Annotated in this window: 22 protein-coding genes; 11 read left to right on the top strand and 11 right to left on the bottom strand. The window is 64.2% G+C overall.

Annotation, left to right across the window (positions count from 1 at the left end; all coding sequences use genetic code 11):
- The first annotated feature begins 88 nt into the window (after positions 1-88).
- Positions 89-1402: an MFS transporter gene (locus HNQ39_RS21680; protein WP_184201816.1), complete on the top strand. Its 1314-nt coding sequence runs from the start codon at positions 89-91 to the stop codon at positions 1400-1402.
- Here the strand turns inward: HNQ39_RS21680 and HNQ39_RS21675 are convergent.
- Positions 1396-2763 carry a HEAT repeat domain-containing protein gene (locus HNQ39_RS21675; protein WP_184201813.1) on the bottom strand — a complete coding sequence of 456 codons (1368 nt, stop codon included), beginning with the start codon at positions 2761-2763 and terminating at the stop codon, positions 1396-1398. The two genes, HNQ39_RS21680 and HNQ39_RS21675, sit on opposite strands and share 7 nt — an antisense overlap.
- A 95-nt stretch (positions 2764-2858) precedes the next feature.
- Here HNQ39_RS21675 and HNQ39_RS21670 point away from each other — a divergent pair, with 95 nt between their 5' ends.
- Positions 2859-3464, top strand: coding sequence for a hypothetical protein (locus HNQ39_RS21670; protein WP_184201810.1), 606 nt, complete (start codon positions 2859-2861; stop codon positions 3462-3464).
- A 63-nt stretch (positions 3465-3527) separates the two neighbouring features.
- Positions 3528-4412, top strand: coding sequence for a hypothetical protein (locus HNQ39_RS21665; protein WP_184201807.1), 885 nt, complete (start codon positions 3528-3530; stop codon positions 4410-4412).
- A gap of 316 nt (positions 4413-4728) precedes the next feature.
- Here the strand turns inward: HNQ39_RS21665 and HNQ39_RS21660 are convergent, their stop codons facing one another.
- Together HNQ39_RS21660 and HNQ39_RS21655 are read right to left on the bottom strand one after the other, a co-directional pair.
- Complete coding sequence (locus HNQ39_RS21660; RefSeq protein ID WP_184201804.1) at positions 4729-5976, bottom strand: type II secretion system F family protein; 1248 nt, start codon at positions 5974-5976, stop codon at positions 4729-4731.
- A 4-nt stretch (positions 5977-5980) separates the two neighbouring features.
- On the bottom strand, positions 5981-7189 hold the full coding sequence (locus HNQ39_RS21655) for a type II secretion system F family protein (protein ID WP_184201801.1): 1209 nt from the start codon (positions 7187-7189) through the stop codon (positions 5981-5983).
- Between the two features lie 174 nt (positions 7190-7363).
- Between HNQ39_RS21655 and ppdK the strand changes: the two genes are divergently transcribed.
- Both ppdK and HNQ39_RS21645 read left to right on the top strand, forming a co-directional pair.
- Positions 7364-10039, top strand: a complete 2676-nt coding sequence (gene ppdK, locus HNQ39_RS21650; protein ID WP_184201798.1) for a pyruvate, phosphate dikinase — start codon at positions 7364-7366, stop codon at positions 10037-10039.
- A gap of 128 nt (positions 10040-10167) precedes the next feature.
- Positions 10168-10416, top strand: coding sequence for a hypothetical protein (locus tag HNQ39_RS21645; RefSeq protein ID WP_184201796.1), 249 nt, complete (start codon positions 10168-10170; stop codon positions 10414-10416).
- A gap of 288 nt (positions 10417-10704) precedes the next feature.
- On the opposite strand, the gene gcvPB is transcribed toward HNQ39_RS21645, so the two are convergent.
- Genes gcvPB through gcvT form a run of 5 tightly spaced genes read right to left on the bottom strand, consistent with a single transcriptional unit; the run spans position 10705 to position 15760 of the window.
- Positions 10705-12162, bottom strand: a complete 1458-nt coding sequence (gene gcvPB / locus HNQ39_RS21640) for an aminomethyl-transferring glycine dehydrogenase subunit GcvPB (protein WP_184201793.1) — start codon at positions 12160-12162, stop codon at positions 10705-10707.
- A 4-nt stretch (positions 12163-12166) separates the two neighbouring features.
- On the bottom strand, positions 12167-12952 hold the full coding sequence (locus HNQ39_RS21635) for a DUF6882 domain-containing protein (protein ID WP_184201791.1): 786 nt from the start codon (positions 12950-12952) through the stop codon (positions 12167-12169).
- Positions 12940-14247 (bottom strand): aminomethyl-transferring glycine dehydrogenase subunit GcvPA, encoded by a 1308-nt coding sequence (gcvPA, locus tag HNQ39_RS21630; RefSeq protein ID WP_221290215.1) that lies wholly within the window; start codon positions 14245-14247, stop codon positions 12940-12942. The genes HNQ39_RS21635 and gcvPA overlap by 13 nt, the downstream gene beginning before the upstream one ends.
- 4 nt (positions 14248-14251) lie before the next feature.
- On the bottom strand, positions 14252-14647 hold the full coding sequence (gene gcvH, locus HNQ39_RS21625) for a glycine cleavage system protein GcvH (protein ID WP_184201785.1): 396 nt from the start codon (positions 14645-14647) through the stop codon (positions 14252-14254).
- Between the two features lie 24 nt (positions 14648-14671).
- Positions 14672-15760 carry a glycine cleavage system aminomethyltransferase GcvT gene (gcvT, locus tag HNQ39_RS21620; protein ID WP_184201783.1) on the bottom strand — a complete coding sequence of 363 codons (1089 nt, stop codon included), beginning with the start codon at positions 15758-15760 and terminating at the stop codon, positions 14672-14674.
- A gap of 62 nt (positions 15761-15822) precedes the next feature.
- Between gcvT and HNQ39_RS21615 the strand changes: the two genes are divergently transcribed.
- A complete protein-coding gene (locus HNQ39_RS21615) occupies positions 15823-16680 on the top strand; it encodes a hypothetical protein (RefSeq protein WP_184201780.1) in 858 nt (285 codons plus the stop codon).
- Here the strand turns inward: HNQ39_RS21615 and HNQ39_RS21610 are convergent.
- The 3 genes from HNQ39_RS21610 to HNQ39_RS21600 are packed head-to-tail and all read right to left on the bottom strand — an operon-like array spanning position 16646 to position 19921.
- The gene (locus tag HNQ39_RS21610; protein WP_184201777.1) at positions 16646-17923 is read right to left on the bottom strand and encodes a UDP-glucosyltransferase; all 1278 of its coding nucleotides are present in this window, start codon (positions 17921-17923) and stop codon (positions 16646-16648) included. The two genes, HNQ39_RS21615 and HNQ39_RS21610, sit on opposite strands and share 35 nt — an antisense overlap.
- 3 nt (positions 17924-17926) lie before the next feature.
- Positions 17927-19171, bottom strand: a complete 1245-nt coding sequence (locus HNQ39_RS21605; protein WP_184201774.1) for a hypothetical protein — start codon at positions 19169-19171, stop codon at positions 17927-17929.
- A gap of 6 nt (positions 19172-19177) precedes the next feature.
- Positions 19178-19921, bottom strand: a complete 744-nt coding sequence (locus HNQ39_RS21600) for a hypothetical protein (protein ID WP_184201771.1) — start codon at positions 19919-19921, stop codon at positions 19178-19180.
- Positions 19922-19952: 31 nt separating this feature from the next.
- On the opposite strand from HNQ39_RS21600, the gene HNQ39_RS21595 reads away from it, so the two are divergent.
- The 5 genes from HNQ39_RS21595 to HNQ39_RS21575 all read left to right on the top strand — a co-directional run bounded on the left by HNQ39_RS21595 (position 19953) and on the right by HNQ39_RS21575 (position 25491).
- Positions 19953-21752, top strand: coding sequence for a glycoside hydrolase family 65 protein (locus HNQ39_RS21595; protein ID WP_184201767.1), 1800 nt, complete (start codon positions 19953-19955; stop codon positions 21750-21752).
- A gap of 9 nt (positions 21753-21761) precedes the next feature.
- Positions 21762-22262, top strand: a complete 501-nt coding sequence (locus tag HNQ39_RS21590; protein ID WP_184201764.1) for a hypothetical protein — start codon at positions 21762-21764, stop codon at positions 22260-22262.
- A 107-nt stretch (positions 22263-22369) separates the two neighbouring features.
- On the top strand, positions 22370-23428 hold the full coding sequence (locus HNQ39_RS21585) for a radical SAM protein (RefSeq protein ID WP_184201762.1): 1059 nt from the start codon (positions 22370-22372) through the stop codon (positions 23426-23428).
- The gene (locus HNQ39_RS21580; protein WP_184201759.1) at positions 23428-24033 is read left to right on the top strand and encodes a hypothetical protein; all 606 of its coding nucleotides are present in this window, start codon (positions 23428-23430) and stop codon (positions 24031-24033) included. Before HNQ39_RS21585 ends, HNQ39_RS21580 begins: the two co-directional genes overlap by 1 nt.
- A 36-nt stretch (positions 24034-24069) precedes the next feature.
- Positions 24070-25491 carry a UDP-N-acetylmuramate--L-alanine ligase gene (locus HNQ39_RS21575; RefSeq protein ID WP_184201756.1) on the top strand — a complete coding sequence of 474 codons (1422 nt, stop codon included), beginning with the start codon at positions 24070-24072 and terminating at the stop codon, positions 25489-25491.
- Positions 25492-25496 lie beyond the last annotated feature (5 nt).

Below are 25496 nucleotides of genomic sequence, written 5' to 3'. Positions count from 1 at the left end.
GTTCTGGTTCTGAGGATACCGCAGAGAAACGCTTTGTTACAGCGTCTGCTGGGAGGTTTCTCACACCTGCCTGTCGAACACTGACCCCATGGAACACCCTGCTGTCAGGAAAGCCGCGCTGCGCCTGATTCCCTTTCTCTTCTTTCTCTACGTGATTGCCTACATCGACCGGGTCAATGTTAGCTTTGCCAAGCTAGAGATGAAGGATGTCTCTTGGTTTAGTGAGGCGATCTTTGCCAGTGGGGCGGGGATCTTCTTCTTTGGGTACTTTCTCTTTGAAGTCCCCTCGAACCTGATCCTGCGCAAGGTTGGGGCGCGGATGTGGATCACCCGGATCATGATTACCTGGGGGCTGATCTCCGCCCTCATGGCGCTCTCCAGCAGTGCGGTGACCTTCTACTTCTTCCGGTTTATGCTGGGGGTCGCCGAGGCGGGCTTCTTCCCAGGGGTCTTGCTCTACCTAACCTTCTGGTTCACGCGGAAAGAGCGGGCGCGGGTGATCGCACTATTCATGACCGCAAACGCGGTCGCGCTGACCTTTGGCGGGCCGCTCTCGGGCTGGATCCTCGACAAGGCGAAGGCGCTCCCGGCTATGCAGCCCTGGCAGTGGCTCTTTGTTTTGGAGGGGGTCCCCGCGATGCTGATTGGCTTTGTGGTGCTGGCGTACCTGCCCAATGGCCCCAAGGATGCGAAGTGGCTCACCCAAGAGGAGCGCGAGGTCATTGAGGAGCGTCTGCGCGTGGAGGAGCTGGAGTTTGGCAAGCCGGTCTCGGTGGCGGATAGCCACGACAACGCGGTGCTCCTCAAGCTGGTAAAAGACTCGCGTGTCTGGATGTGGTGTGGGGTCTACTTCCTGCTGGTCTTTGGGATGTACGGGATCACGATGTGGCTCCCCCAGCTCCTCAAGACCATGAGTGGCGGCGACAATACCCGTGTCGGGCAGCTCACCGCGATCCCGTACTTCACGGCGGGGGTCGCGATGGTGGTCAATGCCTGGCACTCCGACAAGACCAACGAGCGGCGCTGGCATATCGCGGTTCCTGCGGTGATTGGCTCGGTCGGGCTGGCGCTCTCAGGGCAGGCGTTCATGCCGCTGTGGGGCTCGCTGGTCTGCCTCTCGGTGGCGGCGGCGGGGATGTGGTCGACTCTGGGACCGTTCTGGGCCGTGCCCCCGCAGTTCTTGCGCGGGGTCTATGTCGCGGCCGGCCTGGCGATGATCAACTCCGTGGGGAACCTGGCGGGCTTTGCCGGCCCCAAGCTCTTTGGCCAGGTAAAGGCGGGCTCGGATAGCTTCCTAAGCAGCCTGCTCCTCCTGGCGGGCTTTGTTCTCGCCGGCGGTCTCTTCGCCGGGGTTGTCGTTCCGCTCCTGGCTCGCCGTAGCGCCGAGACCGAGGATCAGTAGGTTCGGACTCCCTTGCCGAGTGTGTTGTCCCAGCGGTGTGCCTTGAGGTAGTGCAGCGCCGTGCGGAGCGCTTCGGGCTTCCCGGAGCGCTCCAGAATCTCGAGCCCAAAGCCGCCGACATAGCCGCAGGGGTCGTTCAGGGCCGCGATGACCAAGTCAATGACGGCATCGGAGTGCCAGCCGAGCTTGAGCAGGGCCATGATCGCATTGACCCGCACTTGGTTCTCCCCGGTCCACGTGCGGTAGAGCGGCTCCTGCCACACGGCGTTGTCGGTGAGGAGCAGGCGACGCAGCTCAGGGAGGAGGGCCGCTTCCTCGGCACCGACCTGCCCCAGGGCATCGAGAGCGGTGCGGACAATGGCGTGCGACGGATGCGAGAGCTTCTCGAGGAGAGCGGGCGCGGCGGCACGTGCCTTCCTGCCTTGCTCGCCCAGGGCAAAGATCGCGTTCATCTGTACCCACTCCGACGGGCTCTCCAGGAGCGCGAGTAGCCCAGGAAGGGCCGGCGTCCCCAGCGCGGCGAGGGCATAGGCGGTATCGTCCATGACCACCGCGCCCTCGTGCCAGCCACTCTCCGTGCGACTTGCTAGGGCATCGCAGAGCGGCGCGACCGCGGGCTCCCCCGCGGCGGCGAGGGCGTAGATCGCCTGAAGGCGTGCCGGGTGGGGGCCATTGAGCGCGGCGATGAGGCTTGGTATCTCCGACGGCTCCGGTGCGGGCTGGGTCGGCAGGTCAAAGGACTCCGGCTCCTGGGTGCGCACAAAGACAAGCTTCACCATGTAGCGGGTCTGGTCGGTGAGGTTGAGGGAGCCGCCGTGGGCGATATCGAAGTGCACCAGCGTGCAGGTTCCCGCAGGTCCCGCCGCCTGGAAGCCGCGCGCGTAGTCGGCCTCGGTGAGGGTGCGGTGGAACTGGGTGCCGGGGATCAGCTGGGTCGGCCCAAGCTCCTTGGGCGTGTCCTGGGGGTAGTAGAGCACCATGGCATAGCGGCAGGCGTGGTGCCGCGGGCGCGCAAGGGGGCTGTGGGAGTCCTGGTGCCACCCGATATAGGCATGGGTGCCTGCGCCCGCCTTCAGGCCGTCGTCGGTCTGCTGTGCGGGCTCGTTGTTGTGACAGAAGCGGTGGGGGTGCAGGACATAGCCCTCGCCCAGCACCTCGGTCAGGGCGGCGACAAGCTCGGGGGAGTCCAGGACCTGCTGGAGCTCGGGGACCGCGGGAAGGATATTGTTGCCCGGATTGAACTCCTGCTTGAGGACGAAGGCGAGGCGCTCCCGGATGCGGGCGTGGAGCGCGGCGGGAAGCTCGGGGTGGAGGCTGACATAGCCGTCGGTGAAGAACTGCTGGCGCTGCGTGGTCGTCATGGAATTGGTTATACCCAAACGGAACAAGAAGTGGGCGACGGTCGTATATAATCTGTTTGCGAAACCTCGCTCTGAAAGATTCAAAGGATTTTCCCATGCGCCTCAAGTCTGAACTCGCTCTCGTTGCCCTGGCAGCGCTGACGACACTCCCCCTGATGGGCTGTCCCAGCCCGCAGTCGAGCGCACCGCCACCCGCTCCGCCTGCACAGACCGCCCCTGCGGGACGACCCGCGGGCCTGCCGGACCTGCCCCCCGACCCTCGTGCCGTGCGTGCCGGTGGGGGGAGTGCGACCAGTGCCTCGTCTGCGGGCTCTGTCGGGACCCTGGTTCTACCGTCGAAGCCCGTCCCCGGCAGCGCCCTCAATAAGTTCTTCCCCGGCGACTCCGATGGCTTTAAGCGAATCTTCACCCAGGAGAAGAACGGGACATCGCTGGCCAACCTCACCAAGGACGGCAAGACGGTCGCGACTCTCTCGATCAGCGACACGGCGGGCAATCCCAGTGCACGCGATAAGTTCAAGAGCGCAGGACGTAGCGTCGCGGGCAACCCGGCCACCAACGATGGCATGAGCGGGATCGCCGTGCTGGTGGGGGATCGCTACCAGGTCAAGGTGCGTGCCAGTGGCCCCACCCTCAGCGACTCAGACCTACAGAGCTGGGTGGAGAAGTTCGACCTCGCGGGGCTTGCGGGGCTTAAGTAACCTCCCCCCGCCGCTGAGACGGCGACCCCCTCCGGCAAGCGAAGGGGGTAGAAAGTAACGAATATGGAAGCAATTAATGTTTATGCGGATCGCCTGCCGACAGCGGGGATCACGATTGGGGCGCTGAAGGCACTCGACTGGGTTGCCCCGGGGCAGTGGGAGAATGTGGTGGGCTTTGAGAACATGCTCTCCGCCTACACCGGGGAGACCGACCCCGGGATTCTCCAGCAGGTCTCGGACCGCTCGCTCGCGCTCTTTGCCGATCCGGGCGAGGGCTACCAGCGCGCGCTGTGGATCTACCAGGCGGTCGACTCCACCGACCACAAGCTGGGCAATGTCTCGCTTGCCCACCAGCTCGGGGCGCGCTTCTCCGCGCTGAAGTTTCTGGAGAAGCTCACTCCCAACGACGAAGTCACGCAGACAATCGACCTGACGGTGAAGATCGTCGCGGAGCTGACGGCATTTACCTATGTCAACGGTCTCCCCGGCGACTCGATCGGGGACTTTGTGGCCGCCCTGGGCCAGTTTGAGCACGACTCGCTGATCCGTATGGCGGCGCTGGTGACCTTCGATGGGCTCCTCCCGCTGGGGCCGGACTTCCTCGATAAAGTGGACAGTAGCCTGCGCGGCTTCTCAGCGGGCCATCTAGAGGGCAACCAGACCTTCAACGCGCTCAAGTCCATGATCCCCGGCGGCGATACCCTGGGGCAGCTGGGCTTTATCGGGCAGACCTTTGGCTCGGTCTCGGGCTGGATCGGTAGCTTTGTCCAGCAGCACGGCCTCACCCCCGAGAATATCTACGAGAGCCTGAAGGGGCGCATCGATGGTCTGGATGGCAAGATGGACGTGGTCGCGGCGCTGATCGACACCCACACGGACTACTTTGCCCACACGGGGACCCAGTCGCTCTGCCGGAGCCTGATGACCCGCTCACTCGCCGAGATTTAGAATCGCGTCGGAGATCGCCCCGGTTAGAGCGGGGCGTCAACGAGCCTATGGCTGGGAAGGCCTTCGGCCATAACCGAATAAACTTGGTATGGCCGGAGGCCTTCGTGTCGGAGCTTGCGACGACAGCGAGACGCCCCCCTCTAACGGGGGCGAGACAAAAAAAAGCGGTCAATCTAATTGACTGACCGCTTCCACAGCACGTGGAGAGAAAAGGAGATCACACGCCGAAACTATAACGTACGCTAAAGATTATGTCAAGGGTTCCCGATAAAAAAGTTTCATCTTTTTTTCATGTCCCCAACCGAGTGGGGGAAGGCTAATCTCCCCCGCCCCCGTCGCCCGCACTCATCGCCTGATTTGCGACTCCCATGTAGGCCTGGATCGCGATCATCAGCACCACCACCGCGGCCACTAAGATCGCCACCACCCCTAGTACCGTTGCCAGGCGGTGGGCCTTCATATCTGCTTCGGACTCCAGAAAGTCCGCGACACGGGCCAGCATGTCGTCGAGGCTGCCCGTCGCCTCGCCTGTGCGCGCCATCTGCACCGCGATGGGAGAGAGCACGCCCGACTGCGCCAGCACCGCCCCGATTCCCTGGCCCGACATCAGCAGCGGGACCCCGTCGAGCATCGCCTGGGCGATCGCCCGGTTGCCACAGGCGCGGCCCGCGATCTCGACCGCACGGACAATATTAATGCCGCCTGCAAACAGCGCCCCGAGTGCACGGCAGAAGCGGGCCGTGGCGTAGCGCCGTGCGACTCCTCCCACACCGGGGATAAACATCTTGAAGTTGTCCCACGCCGCGCCAAAGGCCGGAAACTGGTTCAGGAAGCGCCCCAGCCACCACAGCCCCGCGAGGGTCACCGCGACAATCACCGCAAACTGCACCTTTGCCGCCACGACCGCCGACCCCGACGCCCCCATACCGGCTTGGGTCCACTTGATAATCAGGTAGACAAGCCCGGCGAGCGAGAGCACGATCTTGGGGTAGAGGGTCTCGCGGGAGAGCTTGCGCCGGATCTCGATCTCGCGCTCTAAATAGTCGGCGAGGCGGTTGCACATCGCCTCCAGCATGCCGCCGGTCTCCCCGGCGCGGACCAGCTCTACCTGCATCGCCGTAAAGACCGCGGGGTAGTTGTCCATCACCCGGGAGAGCGGGGCACCGCTGGCGATCGCGGCCTGGCACTCGCGCAGGATCTGCTTGAGGCGCGTGTTCTTGGTCTGGTTCTCCAGCGCATGGAGCGACTGCAAGAGCGGGACCCCGGAGCGCAGGAGGGTGGCAAACTGCCGGTAGAACATCGCCAGCTCGGAGAGGGGGACCGCCACCATGAACGGGGCGGGGTCCACGCGCGTTGGCCGGTCCGGGGAGAGAGGGCGCTGCGGATTGGGGGTCGGGGGGAGCGAGTGGTCGTAGGTCGTGCCGGGGGGAGCCTGTTCGATCTTGCTGGGAAAGAGTCCCTGCTCCCGGAGCGAGGCGGCAGCGAGGCTGGGGTTGACAGCCTCGATCAGCCCGGAGATCTGGCGACCTTCGTTGTCTTTGGCGTGGTAGGAGTACGTTGGCATAAGGTTACTCGGGCGCGATTCCATCGGCGACCTGGAAGCTCATCTTCATTATGTAATAGGTCGCCAGGATCGTGACATAGCCCATGGAGACAAGCGTGATGATCCCGGCCAGCTGTTTCTGGGCCTTGCGCGCCTGGTCGGTGGCGCGGGCGGCCTCCTCTTGGTAGAGCGCGGTCACTTGGTCCAGGGTCTCGGTGAGCTGGCCGGTCTGCTGGCCGGTGACCAGGAGCTGGATCGGGTCGTGGTCCATCAGGCCCGTGGCGAGGATGGCGGCATCGAGGCCCCGTGCGGCGCGAATCTCGGGGAGGCCACGCAGGAGCTGGGCACGCAGGACCGAGTTGGGGGCCGAGCGGGCGGCGGCTTCATACGCCGTGGACGAGTCCACGCCGGCGCGGAGCAGGCGCGAGAGCACGCGGGTGAAGCTGGCAAGGGCGCGGGCGCGGTGGAGCTTGGCCATCACGGGAATCCGTAGTGAGAGGGAGTCCCGGGTGTGGGCACCGGCGGGGCTGGCCCACCACTTGCCCCCGAGGTAGGCCCCGAGGTGCAGCGCGATCCCCAGTGGGACACAGAGAAAGGCCTGCCACTTGAGGTAGGTCAGCGCGTGGCCCTTGATGTCCTCGAAGTGCTTCGTGTCGATACTGGGAAAGAGCGGCTGAAAGAGCAAGATCGACCAGACACTCTGCCAGATCAAAAAGCGCACCCAGCCGAGCCCCTGGCGCAGGGCGGCGTCTTGCTCCGCACTCAGGGCCGCTTCCTCGCAGGAGAAGGGCAAGAAGCCACCCGCCTCTCCCGCCGCGACCAGCCCGACCATGTGCTCGGGGATCAGGCCGTTGGTGCGGGCGAGCTCGGTGGCCCAGGAGATCCCGTTGGAGACACTGCGTGCCATCTCCAGCCCCGCCGCCTTGAGTGCCGGGTTGGCCGTGCGGGGCGCGAGGTTAGCGAGTGCCGCCCCCGGAGTCATCCCTGCATGGAGCAGCGCGCCGAGCTGGCGAAAGAACAGCCCCAGGTCCTCGGCCTTGGCAGCCGGCGTGATTCCCGACACCTCGGCTCCCCCACTTGTGGGGGCGGGGGCGTGTACGCTGCTCTGCACGACAACCTGGGTGTAGCCCTTGCCCGCGAGACGCGCCTCGACCTCCTGTGGGCTCTGGGCGTCCATCGCGCCGCGTAGGACGCGGCCGGTGGGCTCGTGGGCTTCGTAGCGAAAGATGGGCATGGTGTGTACCTATTGTAACGTATGGACGAAATTTACCGCGCATTCGTTACGGGTGGTTGATCTCTTGCATTCGGGGTATAATCCGAAGGTTTTTGCCGCGCCGGAGAAGGCTTCCTTTGTGAGCTCAGCTAGCGCGGCATTTTTACGAATTTTAACCCGGAGAAAAGTTGACCTATGGCGACACAGAAGCGTGTCTGGCTCTTCCGTGATGGTGACAAGAGCATGCGTGATCTCCTCGGCGGTAAGGGTGCAAACCTCGCTGAGATGACCAATATCGGACTGCCCGTTCCCCCTGGCTTTACGATTACGACCGAAGTCTGTACCGACTACTACGCGGAGGGCCGCAAGCTCCCCGCCGGTCTCCTCGAGGAGATGAAGGCCGCGCTGGCCGATGTCGAGAAGCAGCTGGGCAAGACCTTTGGTGATGTGAAGAACCCGCTTCTTCTCTCGGTGCGCTCTGGGGCGAAGTTCTCGATGCCCGGAATGATGGACACGGTTCTCAACCTTGGCCTCAACGATGCGATTGTCGAGGAGTATGTCAAGGTCGCCGATCCGCGCTTTGTCTACGACTCCTACCGCCGCTTTATCATGATGCTCTCCGATGTGGCTTTCTCCGATAAGTTCGACCACATCACCAAGCATGACTTCGAGCACAAGTTCTACGACCTGAAGGCGCGCCTTGGGGTGAAAGAGGACCTGGAAGTGCCCGCCGAGAGCCTCAAGGAGCTCTGCGCCGAGTACCAGGCCCACGTGCTGAAGCAGACCGGCTCGCCGTTCCCGCAGGACCCGATCGCGCAGCTGACCGCTGCCGTCGAGGCGGTCTTCCGCTCCTGGAACAACGAGCGCGCCTTTATCTACCGCCGCAAGGAGAAGATCGACGACTCCATCGGGACCGCGGTCAATGTCCAGGCGATGGTCTTTGGAAACCAGGGCGACGACTGTGGCACCGGTGTTGCCTTCACCCGCAACGCCTCGACCGGTGAGAACGTGATCTTTGGCGAGTACCTGATGAACGCCCAGGGCGAGGATGTCGTGGCCGGTGTGCGCACCCCCATGCCCATCTCCGAGCTGCAGAAGGCCAACCCCGAGATCTACAAGCAGTTCGAGGACACCTGTGCGATTCTTGAGAAGCACTACAAGGACATGCAGGATATCGAGTTCACCATCGAGCATGGCAAGTTCTTTATCCTCCAGTGCCGCTCCGGTAAGCGCACCGGCCCCGCCGCCGTGAAGATCGCGGTGGACCATGTCAAAGAGGGCCTGATCACCAAGGAAGAGGCGATTGCCCGTGTCGAGCCTAATCTCTTGACCCAGTGCCTCCTGCCGGTGATCCCTGCCAACGCCAAGTACAAGGTGATCGCCAAGGGCCTGCCCGCTGGCCCCGGTGCCGCCACTGGTATCGCGGTCTTCTCCTCCGATAAGGCTGCCGAGCTGGGCAAGGGCGGAGCCGGTCAGCGCGTCATTCTGGTGCGCGCCGACACCAACCCCGATGACCTCAAGGGAATGCTGGCCGCCCAGGGTGTCCTGACCGAGCGCGGTGGGATGACCTCCCACGCCGCTCTCGTGGCCCGTGGCTTTGGTATCCCGACGGTCGCGGGGTGTTCTGAGATCGCGGTCTCGGAGACATCGTTTATTGTCCATGCCACCGGGCAGGTCATTAAAGAGGGCGATTTTATCTCCCTCAACGGTGCCGCCGGTGAGGTGATCGAGGGCCAGGTTCCGGTCGAAGAGGCCAAGATGACCGGCGACTTCGGCGAGTTCCTGGGCTGGGCCGATGAGTTCCGCGGCAAGTTCGGTGTCCGCGCCAACTCCGATACCCCCGCCGATACCGAGCTTGCTATCAAGCTGGGCGCCGAGGGAATCGGGCTGTGCCGCACCGAGCACATGTTCTTCGAGGGCGAGCGTCGCCCTGTGGTCCAGCGCATGATCCTTGCCAAGAACGATGCCGAGCGCCAGAAGGCTCTCGACGATCTCTTGGTGTTCCAGCGCGAGGACTTCAAGGGCATCTTTGAGGCGCTCGGTGGCCGCCCGGCGACCATCCGCTTGATCGACCCGCCGCTCCATGAGTTCCTGCCCCACGCGGGTGAGGTCGCCGCCGAGCTGCGCGAGCTGCTCAACCGTGGCGCAACCGGCGCGACCGTGGCGGAGAAGGCTACCCTGCTGGCCGCGATTGAGTCGATGCACGAGATCAACCCCATGATGGGCCTCCGTGGCGTCCGCCTCTCGATCTACATGCCGCAGATTGTCGAGATGCAGACCCGCGCTATCCTTGAGGGAGCCGCGGCGGTGATCAAGGCGGGCGGCCAGGCTGTCCCCGAGATCATGATCCCGCTGGTCGGGCATGTCAATGAGCTGAAGTTCGTGAAGGATCGCCTGGAAGCCACCGCGCAGAAGGTTGTCGCCGAGCAGGGAGTCGAGATTCCCTACCAGTTCGGGACGATGATCGAGGTGCCGCGTGGCGCTCTGACCGCCGATGAGATCGCGGTCGAGGCGAGCTTCTTTAGCTTCGGAACCAACGACCTGACCCAGATGACCTTTGGGTTCAGCCGCGATGACTCCGATAAGTTCCTGCGCCCGTATGTCGAGCACAAGATCCTGCCCGGCGACCCGTTCGAGTCGATCGACCAGACCGGTGTCGGTGAGCTGATGAAGATCGCGATTGCCAAGGGGCGGTCGGTGCGGCCTGACATCAAGCTGGGAATCTGTGGCGAGCACGGCGGCGAGCCGACCTCGGTTCAGTTCTGCTACAAGATCGGCCTGAACTACGTCAGCTGCTCCCCGTACCGCGTCCCCATCGCCCGCCTAGCCGCTGCACAAGCCGCACTCGGCAAGGGCGTCAGCGACAAGTAGGTTACCCCCTAGCCCCCGTCCGACGGGGGGACAATAAGGAAGGGCCGGAGGCAATTGCCTTCGGCCTTTCTGCTTTGCGTTTTTCACCGGGTGGCTAAAGCGACCCGCTGATGCGACAAGACCCATAAATGGGCCTCACGATTACGCACCAGAGCCGAGCGGGCTTTAGCCTGCTTGTCGAAACATCGGGCCGCTTTAGCCGCCCGGTGGAACACGAAGCCGCCGCCGCGCAGGATGCCACCGCGCAGATCGAGGACGCGCGAGTACAAGAAGTGGGGGCCGAAGCCGGGGGGCGCTGCGGCGGGGACGGCGGGGTAGCCTCGACGGAGATCGTCGGGCTATGGGGCCTTCGGCCGTTCGCTTCGCTCAAATTTTAGTGACACAACACTTGTACCGACGAGGGACGAGGAGGCGGCGCGAAGCGCCCCATAGCCGGATGATTTCCATCCTGGCTTGCCGCACGATTTCCGTGCCGGACAAGAAGCACGGGCCGAAACCCGCAAGCACTCCGCCCACTCCGTAGGCCCATTCATGGGTCTTGCCGTAACAGCGGGCCGCTTTAGCCGCCCGAACACAAACGCCGCCCGAATTTATGCGCCCCACCCAAGACGAAAAACGCCCCGCGCCAAGACCGGCGCGGGGCATTGCATTACGACGAAGCCGGGTTATTTCCAGGCGACATCCAGGTTACGTGCGGCAAAGGGCTCGTCGAGGCGCTTGACCGGGGCGGTGTAGGGCGCGCCCTGCACCAGGGCGGGGGTGTCGGCGGCCTCTTGCGCGATCGCCTCCAGCGCCTCCACAAACGCATCCAGGGTCTCCATGCTCTCCGACTCCGTGGGCTCGATCATCAGACACTCGGGGACGATCAGCGGGAAGTACATGGTCGGGGGGTGGAAGCCGTAGTCGATAATGCGCTTGCAGACATCCAGCGCCTTGACATTGTAGTCCTTCTTCAGCCGCTCCAGGGAGAAGACCGCCTCGTGCATGCAGGGCCGGTCGTAGGCCACCGCGAAGGTCTTGGAGAGCTTGGCCTTAAGGTAGCTCGCATTCAGGACGCTGTTCTCGCTGATCTGCGGCAGCTTCTCGCGACCGTAGTGCAGCAGGTAGGCAAAGGAGCGCACCACCGCAAGGTAGGCCCCCGCGTACGGCCCGACCTTGCCAATGGAGAGCGGGCGGTCTGAGTCCAACGAGAACGTGCCGTCGTCGTTCTTGACCGCCATCGGCACGGGGAGGAACGGCTCCAGGATCTTCTTCACGCCCACCGGGCCGGAGCCGGGGCCGCCGCCGCCGTGGGGGACCGAGAAGGTCTTGTGCAGGTTGACGTGCATCACATCGAAGCCCATGTCGCCGGGGCGCACCGTCCCCACCAGCGCGTTCATGTTCGCACCGTCGCAGTACATCAGCCCGCCCGCCTCGTGGACCAGGCGCGAGATCTCGAGAATCTCCTCCTCAAACAGCCCGACCGTGTTGGGGTTGGTGAGCATGAAGCCCGCGATATGCCCCTCGTTCTTGGCGAGCTGCTCCTTGAGGTGCTCAAGATCGGTCAGGCCGCGCTCATTGGTCTTGACATCCACCACCTTGTAGCCACAGCGCGCCGCCGATGCCGGGTTGGTCCCGTGAGCAGCCGTGGGAACCAGCACGAGACGCCGGGTCTCGCCATCGCCGCGGTGGACATGGTAGGCGCGGATCAGCATCAGCCCGAGCAGCTCACCGTGGGCACCCGCGGCGGGCTGGAGGCTGACCGCGTCCATGCCCAGGATCGTCGAGAGCCAGCTCTGCATCTCGTAGAGCACCTCGATCGCGCCCTGTGCGGTCTCCTCCGGCTGGTAGGGGTGCACGCGGGCGAAGCCGGGCATGTTCACGGCGACATCGTTGATCTTGGGGTTGTACTTCATCGTGCAGGAGCCCAGCGGGTAGAGGCCCTTGTCGACGCAGTAGTTCAGGTTCGAGATACGCACAAAGTGCCGCACGACCTCCGGCTCGGAGAGCTCGGGTAGCGGGAGCTCGTCGCGCAGGGCGACCCCAGGCAAGAGCGCCTCCAGCGGCTTGGTCGGCACATCGCAAGCGGGCATGCGGACACCCACACGGCCGGGGCGAGAGAGTTCAAAGATTGTTTGTTCCATAGTGTTATCCGTTACGTTTTCCAAAGAGTCGTGTGAGCAGGCCGGGCTTGCGCTCGGGGGTGCTGGGAGTCTCGGGCACGAGTGCGGCGGGGGGCTCGGGGGTGCTGACATTCATGCTGATGATCTGGCCGTGGTGCGCAAACTGAATCCGAAGCTGGCTGCCTCCCAGCTCCCAGAAGAACGTCTCGTCGGCCAGGTTCGAGCCGCCCGCGCCGCTGGGGGTTCCCAGGTAGGCGACCACGGCCTCTTTGTGGTTCATCGAGAAGCGCAGCTTGCCTTCCTCAATCACGTGCGCCGCAAGATGCACGTCGCGCTCGATCAGCCCCGCATCGGGGAAAAAGTCCACGGCGAGGAGCTGGGTCTTGCCGTCTTGACGCGCCTCGAAGACAAAGAAGGCCTTGAGGTAGCCCGCGCAGGCAACCGCCCAGCCCTGCGCCTGAGTGGGCGTGCGGAGCGTGACGGGCTCGACCGAGTCGAAGATCTCCAAGCCCGCGCCGCGTGCGGTCACACGCAAGCGCCCTAGCCCCGAGACACACTTCCAGTCCTCGGGAATATCGGGGTTGGCCCAGCCAAAGCGAAAGGCCTCCGCCTGCTGGTCGTAGGTGCCCACCAGCTTGACCGCCGACGAGAACAAGATCCGCCCGGTGCCTGGCTCCCGGAAGAGAATCTCCCCTCCGGGCAGGTCGAGCTCCCACACCCACGAGTGCGCGGTGCGGTTCAGAAACGCCAGCGCGGTCTGCTCATGCTCCAGCAGGCGAAACGCGTGGTCCTCGAGCTTTAGCGAAGGCATTCCACTAGCTGGTCGATCTCAGACTTGGAGCGCTGCTCCGTGACACAGACAAGCATCTGGTTTCCCGGGAGCGGCAGGCCCCCAAGAATCCCCGCCGCGAGGAGCTTCTTGTTCAGTGCCACGGGATCGCTCGGGCACTGGATCACAAACTCCTTGAAGAACGCCCCCGAGAAGACAAGCGAGAAGCCCGGAAGGCTGGCGAGCTGCTCAGCGGCGTAGTGGGCTTTCTGGACGCAGAGAGTCGCCACTTCCTTCATTCCCTGCTTGCCAAAGCTCGCCAGGTAGACCGTCGCGGCCAGGGCAAAGAGCGCCTGGTTGGTGCAGATATTGCTCGTGGCGGTATCGCGGCGGATGTCCTGCTCGCGGGTGCGGAGGGTCATCACAAAGCCCCGGTTGCCGTCGGTGTCTTTGGTGACTCCCACGATGCGGCCGGGGATGCGGCGGATGTACTCTTTCTTGCAGCAGAAGATTCCGAGCAGCGGACCGCCGAACGCGGGGAAGCAGCCCAGGCCTTGGCCCTCCGCGACAAGGATGTCCACGCCGCACGCACCGGGTGTCTCCAGGATCCCCAGCGAGATTGGGTCCACCGAGGCGACCAAGAGCGCGCCATGGGCATGAGCCGCATCGGCGTGGGCCTTGAGGTCCTCGATCGTCCCAAAGAAGTTCGGGGACTGCACCACGACACAGGCCGCCTCGGAGTCCGCCATCACGGGAAGCTGGCCGGTTGCGGGGTCGTGGGCGAGCGTCTCGATCGTGATCCCGAGCGGGTCCAGGTAGGTCTCCACGACCTGGCGGAACGCGGGGTGGAGCGAGCTGGGCAGGAGGACCTTACGACGCTTGGTCAGGTCCGCCGCCATGATGACCCCCTCGGCGAGGGCCGTCGCGCCGTCGTACATCGACGCGTTGCAGATATCCATGCCGGTGAGCTGGCAGATCAGGCTCTGGAACTCGTAGATGCTCTGGAGGACACCTTGAGAGACCTCGGGCTGGTAGGGCGTGTAGGCGGTGTAGAACTCCGTGCGCCCGGTCACAAACCCGACTGTCGGCGGGATAAAGTGGTCGTAGATACCGGCCCCGAGGAAGCACGGGTGGGAGTCCATGGTGACAGACTTGCCGGAGACCTCGAGGAGCCGCCGGCGCAGGCTGATGTCATCGAGGGCATCGGGGAGCGCGGAGAAATCGGCGGCATCGCGCACCTCTTGGGGCAGGTGGTCAAAGAGTGCACTGATCGAGCTCGCCCCGACCGCCGCCAGCATCTTGGCGCGATCCGCATCGGTATTGGGAATATAGGACACGGGTCTACTCCCCGATCTCGCTCTTGTAGCCCTCGGCATCGAGCAGCTCGGCCAGGGCATCGGGGTCGGAGACACGGATCTTGAGCATCCAGCCGTCTTCGTAGGGTGTGGAGTTGATCAGCGCCCCATTGTTAGCGGGATCGTCGGTGAGGGTCTCGTTGACCGCGACCACCTCACCGGCGAGCGGCGAGTAGAGCTCGGAGACCGCCTTGACCGACTCGACCGTCCCAAAGACATCGTCGTAGGCCAGCACGCGCCCGACCTCAGGCAGCTCGACATAGACAATATCGCCCAGCTCTTCCTGGGCATGGTCGGTGATCCCCACCGTGGCGATATCGCCGTCTAGCTTGACCCACTCATGGGACTTGGAATACTTCAGCTCACTCGGTACGTTTGACATAACTCTCTCCTAGGCTCAAAAATATCAGACATTCTTATAAAAGGGCAGGGCCGCGACTGTTGCCGCATGGCGCGCTCCCCGAATCTCGACCTCAAGGGCAGTGCCCGTCTTTGCGTAGGCGCTCTCGACACGGGCCATGGCGACCCCGCGGCCCACGGTGGGGGAGAAGGTCCCCGACGTGATGTGCCCGACAGGCGCACCGCCCACCACGCAGACCGGATAGCCCTCGCGGGGGATGCCCTTGCCCTCCAGCGTGATTCCAACACACTTTCGCGCCGGGCCGCTCGCCTTCACGGCTTGCAACACGTCTTTTCCGATAAAGTTCGCGGCTTTGTCGAGCTTCACCACCCAGCCCAGGCGCGCCTCGTAGGGGTTCACGGTCTCGTCCATCTCGTGGCCGTAGAGGGGCAAGGCCGCCTCCAGTCGCAGGGCATCGCGCGCCCCGAGGCCACAGGCAAGCGCTCCCGCCGCAATCAGCGAGTCCCAGAGCAGGGCGGCCTGGTCGGCGCGGCAGACCAGCTCGGCACCGTCCTCGCCCGTGTAGCCCGTGCGCGCCAGATCGACTCCCGCCGTGCCCAGCTTGACGGTCGCGATCTGAAAGCGCCCCATCCAGATCGCATCCTGGGTCATCCCGCGGAGCAGCTCCAGCGCCTTGGGGCCCTGCACCGCGATCAGCCCGGTCTCGTCGGAGCGGTCGGTGAGGGTGGCATCGAAGCCCGCGAGCTTCTCGCGCATCCAGGCGAGGTCCTTATCGCGGTTGCCCGCATTGATCACCACAAAGAATCCCGTGGCGGAGATGCGGTAGACAATGATGTCATCGACCACGCCGCCGCTCTCGTAGCACATCAGGCTGTACTGACCCTGGCCATCGGTGAGCTTGCTGACATCGTTGACCGTGAGGTAGTCCAGAAATGCCTCGGCTTGCGGCCCTTCGACCCAGACGCGGCCCATGTGGCTGACATCAAAGATTCCCGTTGCCTCGCGGACCGCCTTGACCTCCGCGACAACTCCGGTATATTGAACAGGCATCTCCCAGCCTGCAAAGGGGACCAGCCGCGCTCCGCTGCGTAGATGGGTTTCGTAGAGCGGCGTACGCCGCAAATTTTCGCTCATGCCGTTGACGATTATACCCTTTCAGACTGTCTTAATCACCCCTCGCAACCAAGAATAAAATTATGGATCAACGCTACTCTGCTGCCACGGATATCCTGGGAGCACGTCGCCAGGCCGAGGGCTGGCTGACACGCTTTGCCCCCGTTCTGGAGATTGGGACGGAGAGCCCGCAGGAGCGCCTCAAGACCGTCCAGGCGCTCCAAAAAGACGGCGAGCGGGTCTTGGTGGAGCTGAGTGCCTGGGCGACTCAAGACGACCAGGTGCTCCTAACAACAGTGCGTGAGGCGCTGGCGCACCTCAAGAGTGTCGAGGAACCTCTCAAGCGCACCCTGCAAGGCAGTTCGGGTACCGTGAACCTCACAGACCTCCGGTCCAAGATCGCCGAGGCAGCGGCGCGCACCGAGCTGGGGAGCACCGCGGTGGTGCCTGAGAAGGTGGAGCTCGCCCTCGCCCCCGGAAGCCTGGCGGCAGCGGGGGGGATGGGGCTGTTCTCGCTGGCCTGGCTGAGCTTCACCACCTTCCATGCGACCCTCATGATCGGGGGGATGTGGAAGGCCTTTGGCCCAGTGGCGCTCTTCTTGCTCGCCTTCTACTCCCTCTTTTTTGGCGTGGGATTTATGATGGCCCGAGGCGCGCTGGAGATCGCATCCAGCGAGAACCTGGAGCTCTTTGGCAGGACACTGGTGCTGCGCAAGAAGCTGGGGTTCTGGGTGCGGGAGCGGCGTATCGAGCTGGGGCCCCAGAGCCGGGTGAGCCTGGAGGTTCCGACACTCCGTCAAAAGGGCTCGCGTGCCATGGCGCTCTCCGTCAACGATCTTCAGGGCAAGCAGCACCAGTTCGGTCTCGGCGCACCGGAGCACCTCAAGAGCGACTACGTCCGCCAGCTCAATGCATCTCTTGCGGCGCAAGGAGCGAGCTGAGCAGCGCCTCGGCGGCATCGGGAGAGTGCTCGGGCTCGTCTTTCCAGCGCTTGGCGGCGGCCTTGAGGAGCTTCTCCTCGCCGACACCCTGCTGCGCCGCGGCGAAGAGCGGACCGGGATCGCACAGGAGCGCGGCATCGTCGATTCGCTCCTCGGCAAAGACCAGCCCGAGAATCTCCTCCGCCGCGGCGAGGGCACCGTTGCGCGGCGCAAGCGTCGGGATCGTGCGTGGCAGTGCGGCGAGCCCGGCCGTGATCGCCTCCGGGTCGAGCCCACTGAGGCGAACCCCCGCGCCGGCAGCGACACAGCGCTCCACCCGCGCCTCTTGGTCGTCCCAGCCCCGCGCCAAGGGGAGGAATAGGCAGGGGACCCCGCTGTGGAGCAGCTCCCAGACCGAGTTGAAGCCGCCCGCGGTGATCGCGCCATCGAAGGCCCGAAAGCACTCACTCAGCACGGGCCGCCGGGTCCAGGAGACATTGGGCGCCGGAAACTCTCGTCCCCGGTAGAGCATCCCCGCACCGAGCGTAAAGTGAATCTCCGGGAGCGCCCGCGCGGTGGCCACCAGCTGCTCAAAGAGTGCCTCGGCGTCTTTATCGCCCCCGCCACCGGTCGAGGCATAGAGCGCGGTCGCACCCAGCGGAATCCCCAGCCGCTCCCGTGCCTCAGCCCGCTCGTAGGTCTCCTCGACAGAGCGCAGCAAGATCGGCGGCACCCCGACTGCTTTCTCGCGAGCGTGCTCCGGAAGCGGCGTGTCGTTGAAGCCGTCCTCTTCCGGCAGGACAATCTTGTCGTAGCCGCGCAGGGCGCTCTGAAACGCGGGCTGGGTCGCCACGTCGGCCCGGATCGCGCGGCAGACAAAGACATTCTTGCTCCCCAGGTCCAGCACGTCGTAGAGCTCATGGAAGCTGCCTGCGGGAAAGGTATCGACCACGAGGATATCAGGGGCAAAGAGGTTGATTGCGTTCCAGACCCACTGCTTGCCCAGTTTTCGGTACCGTGCGGCGCTCAGTCCTCCTCCGGCAACAATGTTCTTCGACGGAATCTTAAAGGCGGGAAAGTCGTGCACCAGCGCGAGGCCATCGCCCTCGCTTGAGGTCAGGATCGCCACCTCCAGCGGCTCCCCCAGCGCCCAGCACAGGCGGCGTAGCTGGCGTGCAATCGCAATCGTCCGGGTCAAGTGCCCCAGCCCGAGGCCATTGACCGCGTAGAAGAGAACCCGTAGCGGGGAAGGAGCACGGCGCATGCGCTAGGAGTCGTCGCGGTCCCAGGAGCTGTCGGAGGAGCCGGAGTCGTAGACGGGGCGTTCGTAGGCGTAGTCGGGGTGGACCTCACGGTACTCGGCCACTTCTGGGATAAAGTTGCCGTCGATGCGACCGTCGGTGATGACATCCCACCACAGGAACTCTTCCAGGAGCGACGGTCGGTAGTAGTCGTCGTAGACATAGACCACCTCGGTGACCCGCTCATAGCGGTCCCCGAGCTTCTGGTAGCGGCCCGTGCGACCAAAGCGCTTGTCCCACTGGTCCTGAGAGAAGCTCTTGTTGCGGTAGCGGTAGCGGTCGGTCTCGTAGCGCAGTTTCTCGTCGCGCAGCTTTGCCGCCCGCTCCAAGAGCCCCGTGAGGTCGTCGTCGATCTTGCTCTGGGTCTGCTCCAGGTAGGAGATCTGGTGGGTGATCCCATCCAGGGCGAGGGTCGCACGCTTGGCCGCCTCGGGGTCGGGGAGCTTGTCGGTGCCACGGACGGTCGCATAGGCGGCGAGGTCCTCCCCGAGGCGGGCGCGGGTCTGGCGCGGCAGGTCGGCCTGCTCGGCCGTGAGCTTCTCGTGCTCCCAGACCAGCGCCTGGATCGCCTCTTGCTCGTTCTTGAGGCGCAGGACCCGCTCGCCCAGAACCGACTCTTGCTCCACCCGGTCTGCGTGGCGCTGTGCGATCTCCGCGAAGTCTCTTGCCTTTAGCGCGGCGACCGCGGCATCGGCGTTCTTCCAGTCTCGGAGAAACTCGGACTTGAGAAAGCGAAAGATCCCACGGTGGGGGTAGCGGGGCGTGCCCCACTCCCGGCGGATGAGCTCCAGGACACCCGGCTGGCTCTGGAGGCGAGTGCGCTCGGACTTGGCCTCGTTGTAGAGCGGCTCGACCTCCCGAAGCTCGGTCTCCAGGCGCAGGAGCTTGATATCTCGCTCGGCGAACTGCGGGTTGGCCGTGAGCTGGGCGAGGCGCTCGGCGATCTTCTGGCCCCGCGCTTGGACCTCCTGAAACCCCCAGACCAGGGCGGGCGCTCCTAGCTGGTCGGCGAGGCGCTGGACACTCTCCGCGGTCGGGCCGTCAGGGAGGCTTGCATCGGCGAGCTGTGCCTGTGCGTCGATAAGCCGCTGGCGCAGGCCGGCCTGCTTCTCGGCATTGCTGGCGCGGAGGCTATCGAAGCGCTGGGCGTGGGCATCGTACTGCCGCAGCTCCGTGTCGGCAGCCCGGACAAAATCATCTACACCGTACATATCGTCTCAGTTCGCTATCTGGCCCAGATACTCCTCCGCCGCCGCGCAGACAGGACCCCGTGTGTGTTGCTGCATGGCCTCGTGAGCACTGTCGAGGAGGCGGCTATCCCGAAGAGTTCCCAGCGCAAGCAGGCCGGCGCTGGCAAGCTGGGTGTAGCGGTTGTCGGTCTTGGAGAGCTTGATCGCCCGGTGGGTGACCAGCCGAAGGGCCGCCCGCTGGCGCTCATCGAGGGCAAAGAGCTCATCGGCGGGGGCCCGCACGAGTGCGACCTCCAGAAACGCCCGGCAGGCACTGCGCTCTGTGGAGCTGCCCAGGAGTCCGGTCTCTGCGAGGATGAGAACCGGCCCCAGGCTGGCTCGGTCGGCGCGCTGGATGCAGGCAGGCAGGACAAAGCGTGCATTCTGGCCGCGCAGAGTCGCCCCCTTGCTCACGGTCCCGACATAGGCATGGACCACGCGGACAATGACTCCCACAAGGATAAGGCTACCGATGTCTTTGTTTTCATAGGTCACCAGCACCCAGGCGACGAACCCCAGAATCATGAGAACACTCAGGGCCTGGCCGAGCTTCTGTCGCACTCTCTCTCGCCGCCGCTCCGTCTCCACGATAATCGCTAAGGCGGTCAGAACCTCCTGCGGCCCATCGTGGGCCAGGGTAGACTCCACCATCCGCAGGTCGCGCTTGTTGAGCTGCCGCGCGAGGGTCTCGTGCAGGGTGGCAGGGCGAGCGTTCTGAGGACGTAGCGACATCGCCCTCAGTATAGCGGTAAAATATCCCCGTATGAATCGCTGCCGCCTCCTTGCCGTCCTCCCGTTTCTCGTCCTCGCGGGCTGCCCCAAGTCCGACACTCCCGATGCGCCCGCCGTGCCTCTCGCGCAGGCAACCCCCGCCGACACGGGAGCCTTCAAAGACCTCGATCCGTGGGTGCTCAAGACCACCGACCCCAACGCCAACCGTGGCAACCACGGAATTTATTTAAGTAGTGGGATGCTTGGAGCGACATTTGGGGCGAGTGGGGGCGCAGGCAAGGACAGTAAAGCCTTTGTTGCGGGTGTCTACGACAATCGCGAAAACTTGCAGCCGCTGGCCGACTGGAAGCCAGGTGAGCTTGCCCTAAAACCAGGCGAACCTTACGAGCAGTCACTGGATCTCAAGCGCGGTGTCCTCACCACCAAGCTTGGTAGTGTCACCACAACCGCTCTTGTGTACGGGTACAACAGCATTACCAATGTGAATAGTAGCTCCGCAAAGGGGAGTGGGCGCGATGAGCCGGATGGTTCCTGGTCACAAGTAACCTCGTATACCGATCCCACCAAGGAATATGCCAAACTGCCGGACTGGCCGACCGTGAGGAAGTCGCACGAAGACACTTGGGCAAAACGCTGGGAGGGGCGCGATATTGTCATCGACGGTGACCCCGAGGCGCAGCAGCTGGTTCACAAGCTGATGTTCGATCTGATCCAGTCTGTCCAGCCCAATGGCACGTTCTCTGTCGCGCCGGAAGCGCTCTCGGGCGATTTCTACAAGGGGCATATCTTCTGGGACGCCGAGGTCTGGATGTTCCCCGCACTCCTCGCGCAGCACCCCGATCTCGCTCGCTCCCTCCTTGAGTACCGCTTCGAGCACCTGGCGCAGGCCAAGGCGATTGCGGCCAAGCAGGGCCTCAAGGGCGCGGACTTCCCCTGGGAGTCGGCCAAGACGGGCAACGAGACCGTACAGGGCACCTTCTCACAGGAGCGCCACGTGACCGCAGGGATCGGCTGGGCGGTCTGGCAGTACTGGCTCGCCACCGACGACAAGGCCTGGATGAGCGCCAAGGGCTGGCCGCTTCTCTCCAGTATCGCCGACTACTGGGCATCGCGGGCGACCAAGACAGGGAGGGGCTGGGAGATTCTAAAGGTGATCGGCCCCGATGAGCTCCAGAACACGCCTCTAGACAACAATGCCTATACCAACGCCATGGCGCAGCGCTGCCTGCTCGCCGCCGCCGAAGTCGGGAAGGCGCTGGGCAAACCGCTCAACCCCCAGTGGACCACAGTGGCCAATGGGATGTACTTCCCGAAGAACAGCGACGGCGTGATCCTGAAGTGCGACGACGATAAGGGCAAGCCTGGGACAAAGCAGGCCGATGGGGAGCTCTTGCTCTGGCCCGCCCAGCTGCCTGCTGCCGATGCCAAGACCTTTGATTTTCATAAAGTGCGCCCCATCAAGAACGGCCCCGCCATGACCGACTCCGTGCACGCGCTGATCGCCGCCCGCCTGGGCCGCGCCGCCGAGGCTGAGGAGGAGTTCCGCGCCAGCTACCGCCCGTTTGTCCGCGGGCCGTTCCTGCTCTTTTCTGAGAAGCGCTCGCTGGACCGCTGTGTCTTTACCACCGGCTGTGGCGGGGTCTTGCAGGCGGTGCTCTATGGCTTCGGAGGGCTGGACTTTGCCCACTGGGACGCGATGAGTAAGGCGCCTGTCGCGCTTCCCAAGGGCTGGAAAAAGCTGGAGATTCAGGGCGTATGCTACAAAGGCAAGCGCTACACGGTGACAGTCACGCCGCAAGGCCGAACGGTTACTCCCGCTGCGCGGGGGTAGGAGAGTCTGATGAAATACGATACGTTTGTGAAGCTGCGGGGTGTCGGATGCCTGGCGCTACTCGTCGCTCCGATCGCCCTGTTTGTCGTGCGGAGCAATGCCAATAAAGCCGCCGAGCAAGCCGCACCGGCCCTGGTGAATGAGGGTATGCCTATACCACCCCCGCCCGGCGAAGGGGCCACGACAACTCCGGCCGAGGGGAGCCTCTCCGATGTGGACCGTGAGGTGTTGAAGCTGCAAAAGGAGCCACTCGACCGGGGGACGCCCGATGCCAAGGGACCGAAGTGGCGGGTCAAGAAGGGCGGGGTCGTGATCGAGCTGCGCTGCGACCAGGACAAGGGCTACACTACCTGGAACCGTGCCAAGATCGATGCCAACAACAACAAGCAGTTCGACGAGACCTGGGCCTTCAAGAAAGACGGCACGGTCGAGCGCAAGGTTGCTCCCAATGACGATCAAAACTACACGCAGACCTTTGTGTTGAGTGGCGAGACGTGGGTTCCGAAGTAGAGCGTGTTGATCGCCCTCGTGTAGATCGCTCCCATGAACGGGAGCGTCTCGCTGTCGTCGCAGGCTCCGACACGAAGGCCTCCGGCCATGGGCGCGAAGCGCCCTTTGTGTCCGAGGCACGAGGACAGCAAGACGCCCCCCTCCCACGGGGGCGGTCACAGGGGCGATTAGAAGAGACACGCCTAAACCTCCTCCCCACTCTCGGTCCGCAGAGTGTCAGTATCGTGCTGACCAACGCCTGCAACCTGCGCTGCCTCACCTGCTGGAGCTACTCGCCGCTACGCAAAGAGCTGCCCATGGCGGAGTGGCGGCGCAAGCGCCTGGGGCGGGAGCTCCTGGGGCCACTCTTTGCCGAGCTCGCCGGACTGGGGACGGAGCGGGTGATCTTCACCGGCGGCGGCGATCCACTGGCCCACCCCGAGTGCCTGGAGGTCTTCGCCGACGCCAAAAGCGCGGGGCTGAAGGTGACCCTGATCTCCAACCTCACCCTGGTGCGGGACCGGGTGCGCTTTCTGGCGCTGGGGCTCAACACGATCTTGGCGAACTTCTCCTGCGCCGATCCCGAGACCTATGTCGCGTTCCATCCGGGGCGCAGTGCGGCCGATTTTCATGTGCTGATCGCACTGCTACGCCAGGTCGTGGCGGCGGGGACACAGCTCAAGCTGGTCTTTGTGGTCTGCGCGGTCAACTGTCATGTCCTAGCCAAGGCCCTCACGCTCGCCAAAGCGCTGGGGGCGTCGGTGCAGTTCAAGCTGATGAGCGCCACCGACGAGACCCAGTCGTTGGTGCTGAGCGAGCCGCAACGCTCCGCGCTTGTTGCCCAGCGCCCCGAGCTGGAGGCGATTGGCGCATCGGCTAACCTGGACGCTTTCTACACCGAGCTCTCCGGGAGCGCGCCGGACCGCTTTCCTATCGACGAGGTCGGGTGCTTTGCGGGGCACTGGTACGCCCGAGTCGATGGCGATGCCAATGTCCGCTTCTGCTGCAACCCCAGCAGCGAGCTGACGCTGGGCAACCTCAACGCGGCCTCCTTCACCGAGCTCTGGCGCTCGCAGGCATGGCACGCCCTGCGCACCCGCCTCCGGTCTGGCGATTTCCTCCCCGGCTGCGAGCGCTGTGGCAAGTTCGATCTCAACCTAAAAGTAAAAAAACAGCTGGAGAAGTAATGCCAAGCGACGAAATTGAGCCCGACTACAACCTTCTGCGCGACCCTGCGGTGCAAGCAGCACTCAAGCTCTCCGCCAACCAGCGAGCGGAGATTGCGAGGCGGGAGCGCGAGGCAGGGGCGCAGCTTCGGGCAGAGCTTGCGGAGAACCCCGGGCTGCGAGCGGAGCAGATCTCGCCGGCGGGGAAGCTGGCTGGCCGTGTGAATCTACGCCTAAAAACAGTGACACTAACACCCGAGCAGCGGCGGGGACTGGTGGCGCGAACGCTCTGGCAGAGGGGAGCGGAGGCGATCTTGATGGCATCGGAAGCGCTCAAGCTCACTCCGCAGCAGAACAAGCGTCTACATAATGCCTGGGAGTCGCTGCAGAAGGCGCATCTGGCGGAGCGGCTTGCCTACATGAAGGCGCACCATGTCCCGCCATCGGGGTCGAAGTCTCCATGGAACTTTGGGCACCTCACGGCGCCGCAGGTCAAGGCCGTGAACGACTGGTGCGTCGCGCAAGATCAGCAACTCGATACCAAAAAATGGCGAGTCGCGGCACAGGTGCTGGATGGGAAGCAACGCCGCCGGCTCACGGAGCTTTTGGGGCGTGAGCCGTTCTAAAGGCAGAGTTCGAGAGCCTGCGATAAAATTCCATTTATGCCTCATGCACACTTTATCGGGCTCTGCGGCGCGGGGATGAGCGCGGTCGCAAAGCTGCTTCTTGATGCCGACTGGAGCGTCTCCGGTTCCGATGAGGGTTTCTATCCCCCGATCTCCCACGTGATCCAGCGCTACGGCATTCCCTGCGCCATTGGCTACCGCGCCGACAACATCCCCGAAGACGCCGACTGGATCGTGATCGGCAAGCACGCCAAGCTCGTCCCTGAGCAAAACGAAGAAGTGGCAGCGGCCCTGGAGTCGGGCAAGCGCGTGCTCTCTTTTCCCGAGGCGATCGCGGAGCTCTTGGGGGAGCGGACCTCGCTGGTGGTGGCGGGGAGCTTTGGCAAGTCGAGCTGCACCGCGCTGCTGGCCCATGTGCTGCGCCACGCCGGAAAGGACCCGTCGTACTTTATCGGGGCCGAGGCACTAGACTTCCCCGACAACGGGCACCTGGGCAATGGCAGCGAGTTTGTCCTAGAGGGCGATGAGTACCCCGCCGCCAACTGGGACAACCGGAGCAAGTTCCTGTTCTACCAGGCCCAGGCGCTCCTGGTGACCTCGGGCGAGCACGATCATGTCAATGTCTTTCCCAAGCTCGATGACTACCTTCGTCCGTTTGCCCAGCTCGTGACAAGCCTCCCCGAGAGCGGCCTGATTGTCGCCTGCGCCACGGGGGCCAACCTGGGCCACGTGATGGAGAATGCGCGGGCACAGGTGGTCTGGTACGCTCGCGAGGAGCACGAGGACACCGACTGGTACGCGACTCAGATCCAGCGCGACAGCGGCCTGACACGCTTTACCCTCTGTCACCAAGGCACGGAGGTCTGCCAGCTCACCACGCGCCAGCTCGGGGACCATAGTGTGGAGAACATTGTCGGGGTCTCGGCACTCCTGATCGAGCTGGGGCTAGTCTCGCCGGAGGAGCTCGCCGCGGGCGTGGCTGCCTTCTCGGGGGTGCGGCGGCGGCTGGAGCGGCTCAACCCCGCAACACTTCCGCCCGTCTACAACGACTTTGGCTCCAGCTACGCCAAGTGCCGCGCGGGGATCACGACGATCTTGCAGAGCTTTCCGGGCAAGCGGGTCCGGGTCTGCTTCGAGCCCCACACCTTCAGCTTCCGCAACCGCGAGGCGATCGGCTGGTACAACACGCTCTTTGCCGGGGTCGAGCGGGTCTACCTGTTCCAGCCGCCTGCCCACGGTGCCGCGACCCACTCCCAGCTCTCCCAGGCGGAGATCGCAGCCCGGATCGAGGCCAGCGGGGTGGGAGTCAAGACTGTCAGCTCCGCCGATGCCCTGCTCAGTGCGCTCAAGGCGGATGTCTCGGTCGCCGACGATGTGATTCTCTTTGAGACAAGCGGGGGATTTGACGGCGCGATTCCACGGGTGGCCGGAACTGTTTGGGGCAGTTTGGGGTCTTGAGTACC

Origin of the sequence: Armatimonas rosea (assembly GCF_014202505.1) — a bacterium.
GTDB lineage: Bacteria > Armatimonadota > Armatimonadia > Armatimonadales > Armatimonadaceae > Armatimonas > Armatimonas rosea.
This window is presented reverse-complemented; position numbering and strand designations above follow the sequence as displayed.

Coding starts and splice junctions, on each gene's coding strand:
- gcvH (WP_184201785.1), bottom strand. CDS start 14,647: ATGTCAAACGTACCGAGTGAGCTGAAGTATTCCAAGTCCCATGAGTGG.
- HNQ39_RS21595 (WP_184201767.1), top strand. CDS start 19,953: ATGAATCGCTGCCGCCTCCTTGCCGTCCTCCCGTTTCTCGTCCTCGCG.
- HNQ39_RS21655 (WP_184201801.1), bottom strand. CDS start 7,189: ATGCCCATCTTTCGCTACGAAGCCCACGAGCCCACCGGCCGCGTCCTA.
- HNQ39_RS21580 (WP_184201759.1), top strand. CDS start 23,428: ATGCCAAGCGACGAAATTGAGCCCGACTACAACCTTCTGCGCGACCCT.
- HNQ39_RS21615 (WP_184201780.1), top strand. CDS start 15,823: ATGGATCAACGCTACTCTGCTGCCACGGATATCCTGGGAGCACGTCGC.
- HNQ39_RS21645 (WP_184201796.1), top strand. CDS start 10,168: ATGGGCCTCACGATTACGCACCAGAGCCGAGCGGGCTTTAGCCTGCTT.
- HNQ39_RS21610 (WP_184201777.1), bottom strand. CDS start 17,923: ATGCGCCGTGCTCCTTCCCCGCTACGGGTTCTCTTCTACGCGGTCAAT.
- HNQ39_RS21590 (WP_184201764.1), top strand. CDS start 21,762: ATGAAATACGATACGTTTGTGAAGCTGCGGGGTGTCGGATGCCTGGCG.
- HNQ39_RS21660 (WP_184201804.1), bottom strand. CDS start 5,976: ATGCCAACGTACTCCTACCACGCCAAAGACAACGAAGGTCGCCAGATC.
- HNQ39_RS21635 (WP_184201791.1), bottom strand. CDS start 12,952: ATGCCTTCGCTAAAGCTCGAGGACCACGCGTTTCGCCTGCTGGAGCAT.
- HNQ39_RS21675 (WP_184201813.1), bottom strand. CDS start 2,763: ATGACGACCACGCAGCGCCAGCAGTTCTTCACCGACGGCTATGTCAGC.
- ppdK (WP_184201798.1), top strand. CDS start 7,364: ATGGCGACACAGAAGCGTGTCTGGCTCTTCCGTGATGGTGACAAGAGC.
- HNQ39_RS21680 (WP_184201816.1), top strand. CDS start 89: ATGGAACACCCTGCTGTCAGGAAAGCCGCGCTGCGCCTGATTCCCTTT.
- HNQ39_RS21665 (WP_184201807.1), top strand. CDS start 3,528: ATGGAAGCAATTAATGTTTATGCGGATCGCCTGCCGACAGCGGGGATC.
- gcvPB (WP_184201793.1), bottom strand. CDS start 12,162: ATGGAACAAACAATCTTTGAACTCTCTCGCCCCGGCCGTGTGGGTGTC.
- HNQ39_RS21605 (WP_184201774.1), bottom strand. CDS start 19,171: ATGTACGGTGTAGATGATTTTGTCCGGGCTGCCGACACGGAGCTGCGG.
- HNQ39_RS21670 (WP_184201810.1), top strand. CDS start 2,859: ATGCGCCTCAAGTCTGAACTCGCTCTCGTTGCCCTGGCAGCGCTGACG.
- gcvT (WP_184201783.1), bottom strand. CDS start 15,760: ATGAGCGAAAATTTGCGGCGTACGCCGCTCTACGAAACCCATCTACGC.
- HNQ39_RS21575 (WP_184201756.1), top strand. CDS start 24,070: ATGCCTCATGCACACTTTATCGGGCTCTGCGGCGCGGGGATGAGCGCG.
- HNQ39_RS21600 (WP_184201771.1), bottom strand. CDS start 19,921: ATGTCGCTACGTCCTCAGAACGCTCGCCCTGCCACCCTGCACGAGACC.